The 12065-nt window shown below is 30.2% G+C and carries 10 protein-coding genes and 1 other annotated feature; of the genes, 4 read left to right on the forward strand and 6 right to left on the reverse strand.

Annotated features, from left to right (window positions below; translation table 11 throughout):
• Positions 1-42 precede the first annotated feature (42 nt).
• Positions 43-645 carry a DJ-1/PfpI family protein gene (locus GXK57_RS23335; protein WP_160680419.1) on the forward strand — a complete coding sequence of 201 codons (603 nt, stop codon included), beginning with the start codon at positions 43-45 and terminating at the stop codon, positions 643-645.
• A gap of 329 nt (positions 646-974) precedes the next feature.
• On the opposite strand, the gene metG is transcribed toward GXK57_RS23335, so the two are convergent.
• Entirely contained in the window at positions 975-2603 is a 1629-nt protein-coding gene (metG, locus tag GXK57_RS23340; RefSeq protein ID WP_160680420.1) for a methionine--tRNA ligase, read from the reverse strand.
• A gap of 88 nt (positions 2604-2691) precedes the next feature.
• Positions 2692-2946: a binding site (T-box leader), on the reverse strand.
• A 220-nt stretch (positions 2947-3166) separates the two neighbouring features.
• On the opposite strand from metG, the gene GXK57_RS23345 reads away from it, so the two are divergent.
• Complete coding sequence (locus tag GXK57_RS23345) at positions 3167-3595, forward strand: hypothetical protein (RefSeq protein WP_160680421.1); 429 nt, start codon at positions 3167-3169, stop codon at positions 3593-3595.
• A gap of 92 nt (positions 3596-3687) precedes the next feature.
• Here GXK57_RS23345 and GXK57_RS23350 read toward each other — a convergent pair whose 3' ends face one another.
• A complete protein-coding gene (locus GXK57_RS23350; protein ID WP_160680422.1) occupies positions 3688-4992 on the reverse strand; it encodes an MFS transporter in 1305 nt (434 codons plus the stop codon).
• Positions 4993-5999: 1007 nt separating this feature from the next.
• Between GXK57_RS23350 and hflX the strand changes: the two genes are divergently transcribed.
• The gene (gene hflX, locus GXK57_RS23355; protein ID WP_160680423.1) at positions 6000-7814 is read left to right on the forward strand and encodes a GTPase HflX; all 1815 of its coding nucleotides are present in this window, start codon (positions 6000-6002) and stop codon (positions 7812-7814) included.
• Between the two features lie 390 nt (positions 7815-8204).
• Here hflX and GXK57_RS23360 read toward each other — a convergent pair whose 3' ends face one another.
• Entirely contained in the window at positions 8205-8600 is a 396-nt protein-coding gene (locus GXK57_RS23360) for a pyridoxamine 5'-phosphate oxidase family protein (protein WP_160680424.1), read from the reverse strand.
• 569 nt (positions 8601-9169) lie between these two features.
• Between GXK57_RS23360 and GXK57_RS23365 the strand changes: the two genes are divergently transcribed.
• Positions 9170-9814 carry a YidC/Oxa1 family membrane protein insertase gene (locus GXK57_RS23365; RefSeq protein ID WP_160680425.1) on the forward strand — a complete coding sequence of 215 codons (645 nt, stop codon included), beginning with the start codon at positions 9170-9172 and terminating at the stop codon, positions 9812-9814.
• 480 nt (positions 9815-10294) lie between these two features.
• On the opposite strand, the gene GXK57_RS23370 is transcribed toward GXK57_RS23365, so the two are convergent.
• From GXK57_RS23370 to GXK57_RS23380, 3 genes are all read right to left on the reverse strand, one after another.
• Positions 10295-10522 carry a hypothetical protein gene (locus tag GXK57_RS23370; RefSeq protein WP_160680426.1) on the reverse strand — a complete coding sequence of 76 codons (228 nt, stop codon included), beginning with the start codon at positions 10520-10522 and terminating at the stop codon, positions 10295-10297.
• Between the two features lie 128 nt (positions 10523-10650).
• Positions 10651-11166, reverse strand: coding sequence for a hypothetical protein (locus tag GXK57_RS23375; protein WP_160680427.1), 516 nt, complete (start codon positions 11164-11166; stop codon positions 10651-10653).
• On the reverse strand, positions 11150-11704 hold the full coding sequence (locus GXK57_RS23380) for a GNAT family N-acetyltransferase (RefSeq protein ID WP_160680428.1): 555 nt from the start codon (positions 11702-11704) through the stop codon (positions 11150-11152). The genes GXK57_RS23375 and GXK57_RS23380 overlap by 17 nt, the downstream gene beginning before the upstream one ends.
• Between the last annotated feature and the right edge of the window lie 361 nt (positions 11705-12065).

Raw genomic sequence — 12065 nt, forward strand, 5'->3', positions numbered from 1 at the left:
TCTATTCTTATCATTAACTAATAAATTAAGGAGGAAATATTTATGAGCGAAAATAAAAAGGCTGCAATAATTATATATCCACAGTTTAGTAATTATGAAATAAGCATAGTGTCAGCAATTTTTAGAGCTTTTGAAAAGGAAATCACCGTTTTCTCTGCAGACAGAAGCGTTGTTGATAGTGAGGAAGGGTTTCACTTTATACCAGACAAGACTTTAGAGGAATTCGTGTTAGAGGATTATGATTGTTTAATCTTACCTGGAATGTGGTGTTTTCCAGATGTTTTGAAAAACTCAAAATATATTAATTTCCTATCTCAACTTAAAGATAAAAGCAGTTTAATAATTGGTAGCATATCTAGCTCGCCTATTCTACTAGCAAAGGCTGGAGTACTTAACGGTAAAAAGTTTTGCGCTGGTTTATTTGAGGAAGACATAGATCAATATGCTTTTATTAACAAAGAAAATTTAGTAAGAGCTCCACTTGTCATTGATGGGAATATAATAACTGCTATGGGGTCAGCATATAGGGAATTTGCAATAGAAATTGGACGTAAATTAAACTTTAACTGTGGAGAAGAGTGGTTTAGCGGCATCAGAAGGCCAATAAAATCTGAGGATTATATATTCTACAGAAATCCTAGATAACAATCTTCCCTTTTAAAATTCGGAAAGCAAATATCAGTTCTTTTTCCCTGTTTATCAAAAAAACTATTTTTCACTTAATATTGCTAGGTTTGACTAATAAAAATTATATGATTATCTAGACAGTAAAAAATTAAGGAACATACTTATTATACATATTGCGTATGTTCCTCATAATTCTTTTAGACTATTTTCCTTAACGAAAGGTCTATTATATACTTATTTTATATAATGTTAATAAACTTTTTTTGAAATAGCTAAATTATAAGATAATCATATTTATTTACTATATCTTTAACATACTATTTCAAATTAACCATATCTATACTAATTTAGTCACAGTTTTTTATCTTTTTCGCTTCACGCTCAATAATTTCTTTATCCAGTCTTTCAAAAAGTATCTGTGAGTCACCAATTGCAGTCTCCTCTTCTAGTTCAATTTCTTTCCAAAGCGAGCTACATACTCCAAACCAGCTTTTTACCTTTTCTGAAGACTCAGGTAAGAAGGGGTTAAGTATGTTAGCTATATTTATTATTGAATACAAACAGTTATATAACGTGTTACAACATTTATTTATATCAGTATTTATTGTAATCCAAGGTGAATTCTCATCAAAATACTTATTTATACTTCTTATAAATTCAAAGGTATCTTCCAGAGCAATTTTTAAGTTGCCTTTCTCTATACAATTGCCTACCCTGTCATATAATTTCTTTATTTTATCTTCTATTTCTATATCTACTGCTCCTTTTGGAACTTTACTTTCAAAATATTTCTTTGTAAAAACCAAGGTTCTATTTACCAGATTACCATAGGCTCCTAACAGTTCACTGTTGTTACTATTTACGAATTCTCTCCAAGAGAAGTCTGTATCTCTCTTTTCAGGAGCATTTATCAAGAAGAAATATCTTAAAGCATCACTGTTATAGTTATCAATAATATCTGGAACCCAGACTGCATAATTTTTACTTGTTGATATCTTTTTGCCTTCTAAAGTTAGATACTCACTAGAAATAATTCTATCTGGTAGCTTCTCATAGCCAATACCTTTTATTAGAGCTGGTAGAATAATCGAGTGAAAGGGAATATTATCTTTCCCATGAATATAATAAGCTAAAGCCTCTTTATCCCAAAAACATCTATAATTTTTATTATTTTCTAATGCCCACCTTTTACTAACAGTAAAATAACCTAACACAGCATCAATCCATACATAAACTTTTTTATCCTCAAAGCCTTTTACCGGGATATCTATACCTAAGGACAAATCCCTTGAAATAGCTCTATCACAAAGTCCTTCATCTAGATACCTTTCAGTATTATTAACTGCATTAATTCTCCAATTGCTTTTATTCCTCTCTAAGTTTTCTCTAATTGGACTTTCAAAACTAGATAAAGCAAAGTATAACTGCTTGGCGCTTTTCACTACAGGTTCGCTGTTACATAGTTTACATTTTCTTTCCGATAAATCAAGGGGATCAAGAAGTGTACCACAATTATCACACTGATCACCTCTTGCAATAGAATTACATTTAGGACATCTTCCCTCTACATATCTATCAGGTAAAAATTGATGGCAGCTTTGGCAATATAGCTGCTCCACTTTTTTTTCATATATAAAGTTTTTATCATAAAGTAAACTTATTATATCTTTAACCTCATCTTTATGGAACTCCTCATCAGTCCTTGAGTAATAATCATAAGAAAAATTAAGTTTATCAAAACAATACTTAAACTCTTTATGATATCTATCTGCTATATTCTTTGGTGACACCTTCTCTTTTTTTGCTCTTATAGCTATAGGGGTTCCATGACAATCACTTCCTGAAACATACAGTACGTTATCCCCTTTTGCTCTATAATATCTTGCTATTACATCTCCTGGTAACAATGCAGCAATATGACCAATATGCAACGAGCCATTAGCATAAGGCCATGCACCTCCAATAAAAATATTCATAAACAACTCCTCCTTTATATTTCTCTTAACAATAAAAAGTTTTGTACTGATTTTAACAACAAAAAAACTCCCGTCCTAAGAAATAAATCTTAGGAACGAGAGTAAAACTTCGTGTTACCATCCTATTTTACATATACCTCACAGCATATGCCTCTTCAAGTACGTCATAAATCTATGATTATACTCTATCACTATAACGGGTGATTCCGTTGCAGCCTAAATCAAAAGTCTCGGTGCACTGCTCCAAGGCCATTTTCACTTTAATATCCTATGCGCCCTCTCACCAAACGGCAACTCTCTGTATAAGTATTTTTAAAGTTACTTTCCTTTTCATTGCATTTTAGTAAATTATACTCTTCAAAATAATATTTGTCAAAGCCTTACTCTATTGACTATTTTTAATAATTTCAAAACCATTTCAATACGGCTTCACTAGAAAAACTCAAGTTATATATTTTCATACAGATTAATAAAATTACATTTTATTCACTACTTAAAATATAATTGAACATTCTAATGATTAATAAATATACTATACTGTATCATTTTTTAGGAGATAATTCATGGAAAACAATATTTCAGTGCGGCGTTCTGGAAATACGGCTTTAGACTTGGCATTAATAGAAAAGGAAAAAGTAGCAGCCTTCACTATCATATTAGGCTATACAATTCTTATAATATCAGCTAATAAAGAAAGAGATATACTAATTCAAAGAGAGCAAGGGCTTAAGCCTCAAAACGAGTCAGATCCAACTAGATTAGTGGTACTCTCCAGTATAATGACACTTCTTGCTAATACTTTACTAGGTGATATTGCTTATTCTAGGCTTAGAGAGCTGGAGAGAAATATTAGCTCAGGAGAAAGTAATTTTTCAATTTTTCCCAATCTAAACATAACAAGAGGATATTCTATTATAATTTTAGGAAATATACTTAAGACGATTGGAGTTATTCAAAGAGCAAATGAGCAGGCTCAAATAACAGTACTATAACTTAATACATCCCTTCTAACATAAAATAAAATTTGTGCTACCACTTGTTGCACAAATTTTATTTTATTAACTATTTCTTATTTATTATTTATTTAATCAATCCTGTCGTCCAGCACTTTAATATGCTTATCTGCTTTAAACAAACAGCAGCCTAAAAACCCTAGAATGGCTATTATAACATATATAAGTGCATTTCCTGCACCACTACCCCTGCCTACAACCCTTGAAAGGATTTGTTGCAGTGGCGAAGTTGTATTCATAAATGGATTCAAGATTCTATCTGTAGCAATCCCACCTATAAGATATCCTAAAGGAATAGTAAAATATTGTAGCGTGTTCCTTGCTGAAAACACTCTTCCTTGCAACTCTACTGGCACCTTTGTTCTCATAAAGTACTCTACATTGGCTGTTAGAAAAGGAACCATACTATTTCCTAAAAACACTGCTACAGTCCATACATAATAACTTCTTCCTATTCCAAGCATGCTATTGCAAACTAAAAAGGAAAACAGCATTGAGTTAATTATGATAGGGACTCTTCTTTTAGGCTCCTTCATTATGGTTACTAATAAGCTTCCAAAAATCCCAGCCACTCCTATAGCTCCAAGTACTATGCCAAGCTCATATTTATTATTTCCATTTCTAGATAATACCATTGGCGTAAAGTTTGAATTATAAATTGCAGCAATAAGATTTACAAAAGCCATGTATATTATAAGATGAAATATATCTTTTTTATTTATAATATATGCAAGTCCTTGTTTACAACTGTCTATGACTCCTAGGTTACTTTGCTGACCTTTTATAATATTCTTTGGAATATGAACAAAAACAAGTAATGACATAAAGGCAAATATAAATGTACATAAGTCAGTAAAAATGATTGCCTCAATTTTTAGGAATGTATATAATAATGAGGCTACCGTCGGTGCAAAAGTTGTGTTAAAGGCTGTTGCAAAAGAACGTATTCCGCTTATCTTAGTGTAATACTTCTTTGGAACAATCATTGATATTACCACATTTGAAGCAGGATCTTGAAAAGAATCTACCACTCCAAAGGTAAAATTTATTAAATATAAGCAACTCATGTTTAGCATGTTTGAAAACAGCAAGGCTAATGTAATTACTGATAATATTGTTTCAACAGCATTACATATAAGCATAACCTTTTTTTTATTTATTCCATCAATAAAACTTCCTGAAATAAAACTAAGCAATATAGATGGCAACAGTGTACATATGGTCAATGCAGAAGTAGAAAGTACTGATCCACTTTTATCATATACCCACATAATTAAGCCATAGCTTGTTATCTTACTGCCAAACTGAGAAATAAATTGTCCAAGTTGTAATATATAAAAATTCCTTAATTCATTAATATTATTGTTTTTTGACATGTTAACTCCACCTCTTTAATTGATATAATCTCTTCAAGAACATAGGAAAGTCTGGTTCATTTCTGTCCTAACATTCCATTTTGCCATAAAAATCTTATACTCTTGAAAAGTATTATTTGTCATATAATTAAAGCTGCAAAGTCAAAATCAATAGCTTACTACTCCATGCAATTACTATCTATAATGACTTTGCATGGAGATATTACAATACAAAATTTCATGATATCACCTCAATATTTTGCAATATTATGTTTATTAATATTATATTATCAAATAATAAACCAACTATCATTGGTATTATAACTTATTAGTAAATAATACGCAATATTACACATATTGCCTTATGGTCATCTCTACTTTGGTACATGTCAGTACATCTTTTGTATACTTTTCCAAAAAAGGTATTTACAACAGATAAGATATGCTCTATAATGAAGTCAATAAATGTTCTGAAAGGAGACTGTTACGATGTCAAATTCAAAATTAAGACTTATGAAAATCAAATCATCAAAATCTACAGTCTGCTGTCAGTAATTGGAGTATATTATTATTTATAATATATTTTTGATTTAATATGTAAATTTAGACCGCAGACTAACTATCTGCGGTTTTCTTATATTACAAAATAGTTGTAGGTAAGAACTTTAATCTATTGATTAATCTCTTTTGTCTATCCTTATTATTTTAGTATATTAGTTCCGCAGATAAAATCTGCGGTTTTTTTATTTGCTTATAAAGTGGTACTGCTAAAACCGCAAAACAATGGACTAATCTAATAGTTTTCATTGTTTCTGCGGTTTTTATATATTCAATATTTTCTATTACTGATAAGTATGTACCACTTCATAGTTTTAGGGGGAGTTAGAGATGAGCACTATTTAAGTTTTGCCAAGGCATAAGATTAATATAGATAATCACTATTTTCATTTAGATTAAAGTACTGAATTGAAATTCAGTGATTAAACAAAACAAAGTTAAAAAACAATAAATTTACTGGAGGAAATTATATGATAACTGGAAATATAGATGGAATTAAAAAACTGATTCTAGAAAGGCTTGAAGCCTTATATGAAATCAATATAGAAAGCAGCAGCATTTTATCTTACGAATTAGCTTCTGAGATGAATGCTATTAGTAAAATGATTAAAAAGGAACTATGTGTAGTAATCAACAGACGTGGCAAAATCACAGATATATCTATTGGTGATATTAATAGTGCTGAGATACCTTATATAGATGGCGCTACAAAAAAGTTATGTGGTTATAGAGTTATTCATACTCATCCTACTGGAAATAGCACACTTTCTTCCATGGATACCTCTGCGTTGATGGAATTAAAGCTAGACGCTATGGTTGCAATAGGTGTTAATGAAAATATAGACAATATAACTTTGAATATAGCTCTTTGTGATATTTATGAAAATGCCTTAACCTTTAAAGAATATAAGAATTTAACGTTACAGGCTGCTCTTCACTTTAACTTTAAGGATAAATTATCTTATATAGAAAAGATAATTACAAATATAAAAAGAACCGACGATGATATTGAAAGAGCTATTCTTGTTGGCACTGATAATGAGGAAAGCTTAGAGGAACTCTGTGGTCTTGCAGAAGCTTGCAATGTTGTACCAGTGTATAAAATTCTTCAAAAGAAAAATAAAGTTAACTCTGCCTTTTATGCTGGTCAAGGTAAAATTCAAGAAATTGCCTATTTAAAACAGATTAAAAATGCAAATATAGTTATTTTTGATGATGAGTTATCTGGATCCCAGGTTAGAAATCTTGAGGAAGCTATAAAATGTAAGATTATTGATAGAACCACCCTTATCCTAGATATCTTCGCAAGACGTGCTAAGAGTAAAGAAGGCATACTTCAAGTAGAGCTTGCAATGCTGAATCATAAGCTTCCAAGGCTTAGAAACGCCAACGCTAACCTTGCAAGGATTAAAGGCGGAGTTGGTATGAAAGGTGGCGTTGGTTCAAGGGGTCCTGGAGAAAAGAAGCTCGAAACTGATAGACGTCATATAGAAAGAAGAATAGAAGAAATAAAACTTGAGCTATCAAAAGCTTCTGAACAAAAAGCTGTTCAGAAGATAAAGCGTACAAAGAATAATATCAGTAGAGTTGCTATAGTAGGCTATACAAATGCAGGAAAATCAACCTTAAGAAATAAACTTTGTGAGATTTCTGCCTCTAACAAAGCGGATAAAGAAGGAGTATTAGAAGCAAATATGCTTTTTGCCACCTTGGATACCACCGTAAGAGCAGTAACCTTAAATGACAATAGAAAGATTGCTTTATCCGATACCGTAGGTTTCATAAGCAAACTTCCACACGATCTAGTAGAAGCCTTCAAATCCACCTTAGAGGAAGTTTTAGAAGCTGACTTACTGCTTCATGTTATAGATGCCTCTAATATAGAAGTTATAAATCAAGTTAAATCAGTAAACCTAGTGTTAGAGGAACTTAATGCCAGAGATAAAAATACTATAGTTGTGCTAAATAAAGTTGATAAAGCTTCCGAAGAAAACTTACAGCAAGTTAGAAACTTCTTAAAAGACGAAAAGCTTATCGAAGTCAGTGCCATAAAGGAAATTAACCTTAATGAATTATTAAACTTCATAGGCAAAGAAATTCCAGTTAAGCTTATGGAAAAAGAATTTATCATTCCTTATCAACAGCAGAAATTAGTTTCCATAATCCATGATAATTCTAAGGTTATAAAAGAAGATTATTTAGAAGAAGGAACCCATATAAAGGCTTTAGTTCATGAAGAAATTTATAAGAGATGCATGGATTTTGAAATATCTTCTTTTGCTTAATATAATAAGCAAGCTCAATGCATAATATATATTAGACGTATACCTATTTTTACCATTGAAGAGTATGTGAAGGTTATTTATTACTTCACTGCTCTTCTTTTTTTATGTGCTTATATATTAATAAATACCTTCCATCAGACTAGATTTGCGTATATGCCTTTCCGAATATATATAAGAACTATCTGGTAGTACAATAAGTTTTTTCTACTGTTCACTCTAAATAGCTACTTCATAAGCTTGATATTGCTAGATTCAGCTAAGAATTTTTTATACCTTTCTTATACATTAAAAAAAGTGCCATTAAAATTCGTAATGAAACCTTTAATGGCGCCTTTTATTTGTATTTATTAAATATAACTAATTCTAGTATTAATTAATCTTCAATCTATACTAGAATGAAAATGTTTCAGGCTCTGCATTAAAGGCAGATATAGTAACTGTTGCTTTTGTAAAGTATAATACTGCAAATATACCGTCATCTACGCTGTACATTCTCTTTAATGATGGAACTGCTTCAAGACCAACTTCTTTTACTTCACGTCTATCGTCATGAGCAACTTCACCGGCAACACGTATCCATTGTCCTTTTTTATTCATTCCTGAAAGCTCAACCTTAGGATTTTCAATCATTTGTTTAAAGCATTCTTTCTTGTTGTTTGTTACAATATATAGCTTGCCTTCATATTCAAAAACAGCACCAAAAGGTCTTACCCTTGGTTGATCTCCTTCTGTAGTTGCTAAATAAAATATGCCGCATTCTTTCAAAAACTCTAACGCTTTTTCCATAATTATTGCTCCTCTCCCACTCTTTTATGCTAATATTCATCACATAAAATCTTACCACTTACAATATAAATATCAAGTACGTTTTTTTGATTATGTTAGGATAAAATTTATACTAAGGATATTATTGTTCAATTGTTCTCCAATAACAAAATTGAAGTTCTAAGAACAATTTTAGATCTATAAAATTATATATAACCAGTGTGTAAAATATTTTCATTGGTATTTATGAATTATATAGTTGTAATTAACTTATAAAGTAGTATAATATATTCATTCACATACTGAGAGGTAATTTTATGAAAGCAGAATTAGTAAATACTATACAAGTATTTTTTATTTTAATATTTCTTATAGGCATTTTAACTTATACAATAAGTTCCATTAAAAACTATATAAAAACAGTTACATACACCTTGATTAAGAGACCTTCTGTTAAAGCTCTAGATTATTCAAGGTTTATGACAATAAGCAACTATTTGTGCTTTGAAAAATATGATATTTGGCGGTATTGTGTATACTTTTAATAAAATGATGTTTCTTAATAAATCTTTAAATTTAGGAGGAAAATTATGAGCATCATTTCAAATATATTAAACGCATCCCTTAACTATCTATTTAGCATAACAGGAGATTTAGGTATAGCTATTATACTGCTAACCTTAACAGTAAGACTATTTTTAGTGCCATTATCCTTTAAGCAAAAGAAAGGCCTTCAGGATCAACAGAAGCTTTCGGAGGGGCTAAAAGAAATACAAGAAAAATATAAGAATAATAATAAACAGCTAGAAATAGAAACCCAGAAATATTATAAAGAAAATGCAAAAGGAATGCTTGGTTGTCTAACCACCTTCCTTCAATTACCTATTGTGTTTGCTTTATATCAGCTTATATTAAAGCTACCAATAAACGCAGGAACAATCCTAGTTCCTTGGGTAGCTAGCCTCAAAATGGCAGATAGCTTCTTCGTTATACCTGTATTCTACATGATATCAGTGCTTATGCCAAACATAATACCGTACATTCCGTTTTTAAGGATAACTACTCAAGCTAAAGTAAGTAAAGTAAATATTATAGTATCTAGCGTAATCAGTGCTTTAATAGCTTTCAAGGTTCCTATAGCTATAGGCCTATACTTAATCACAACAAGCTTATTTTCATTTTTAGAAGAAGTGGCTTTTAGATTGTACTCAAAAAGAACTACTGCAACAGCTTAATATAAAACATTGATGTAAAATCAAATAAAAATCATGCATAAATAGTGAGTTTATATGCATGATTTTTTATTATCTATTCATTTTCAATCTAAATTTATTTAGTGCTCCTACTGCTTCTGATAGAAAAATCTATTTTTTAATCTTATCACCTACTGGTACATCCTTAGTACAAAACAGGCGATTTTAGGAAATAACAGTAGTTATCTACATAAATCAAGCTATTACGGGTGAACTATATACTTTCAAACAGTATATGCCAATGTATTTAAAAAATGTGGGTGATTATTTTCTTTAATATAACAACATTTACTTAATACATATCCATAAGGAGTAAATAATAGCGCATAATATAAATAAGTATTATGCTTATTCTGCTTTTGTATTGGATATGCACTTATGAGTATCCACTATACATTAGTATAATGAATACCCATATGTAATAGACGTTAAATTATCTACTCTATTAATAATTTAAAAATTCTACTTGCCACTAGCTAATACACCTATTAATATACATATTAAAGTCATCATAATAGCAGGAATCATCAAGTAAAGAAATAACCGTCTCCCCTCTTTACTAGCAAAATTTATAGTTACACCTCTACCGTTCTTTCTATCTACAGTTCCTTTAGGATCATCAGGGTTATAATAAAAAATACCGAATTTGCTATTCTTTCGTTTATTATCTTTCTTATTTTCTTCACTCATTTAAATCTACCTCCAAAAGTACTTATATTTCAATCTACTGTTTAAACTCGTTGATTAAATTCTCTATAAACTCTCAACAAAGTGCTTTAATAACTTCTTAATATAAAATATATCTAAACTAATAAACTCTATTTGTTATAATAATCAACTTTAATAGGTACAGGCTTTTTATCTCCGTTGGATATGTTAAATGGATCATACCCTCCATTTCCATACCATTCTCTCATTTTTGCCTCTTTCCCCATTATGAACCAATTTTTATAAGGGTAGTAATAAACATATACATCCATATACGAGTCAACAGCAGCCACCATTTTTTTATCATTTCTATACACCACATGTTCTGGCTGATGAGAAAAAGCAAAAATAAGCATAGTGAATATTATAATACCTATAATTAATGCTACTCCTAAAAGACCCTTTAATGTATTTGCCCAGCTATGCTTAAATATCAATTTTTTTATTAATAAAATGATTACTGTAATTATTAAAATAAATTCTGCTATAAGTATGAAATCTCCAATCCATGGTCTAAATGCAATGTCAAATGACAGTAAAATATTCTTCATTAAACGATAGCAAATAATAAAGAGAAGACATATGCATATTATTATCTTTAATAGTTTGTTACCTTTCATCTTCATTTAACAAAACCATATGTATATGATCTTCCCACTTTCCGTTAATTTTCAAATATTTATAAGCTAGTCCTTCATTGTAAAAGCCAAGTTTTTCAAGCACTCTTCTAGATCTTATATTCTTAGGCATAATATTAGCTTCTATCCTATGAAGTCCGAATTCATTAAACATAATATCAATACCTTTCTTAAGAGCTTCTGTCATATATCCATTATTAATCTCTTCTCCATCAAGCTTATATCCAAGAAAACAGGACCAAAAAGCACCTTTAATAATGCTTGTAAAGCCAAAAGTTCCTATTGCTCTTTTCTCATCATCCTTTTTGAATATCCAAACTCTAAACATATTTTCCTTATTTATATTTTCTAGCTCATTTCTTAGTATATAGGCATGTCTATCTAAAGTGTAAAATTCTTCTCTTTTAGTAGCCTCCCACTCTTCTAAAAAACCTTTATTTCTTATGTAATAATCCAATACAATGTCCGCACTATTCTCATCTAATACCTTTAATATAAGCCTTTCGGTCTCGTAGCATCTTTCCATAATATTTCCTCCATAATTTCAAAAATTCTTATGTTTAAAATCACACTATTCATATAATTATATACTACTTTTACAAATAATTGAATTAAATAATAAATACCTTCTCCGAACGTAGGTGAGGAATTTCTGGCAGGCGACAATTCTTATCTTTTTCTCTATGTTGGTAATACATCCTTAATCTTCATTGCATATAAATCACATAGAACTTTTTCTAATCTAATAATACTTATAGAGAACCAAAATCACTAATACTCTTTTCTTTAGTGATTTTTGCGCATCTGCCTTTTCCGAACGTAGGTGAGGAATTTCTGGCAGGCGACAATTCTTATCTTTTTCTCTATGTTGGTAATACATCCTTAAT

Source organism: Clostridium sp. C8-1-8, from assembly GCF_009928445.1.
GTDB lineage: Bacteria > Bacillota > Clostridia > Clostridiales > Clostridiaceae > Clostridium_AR.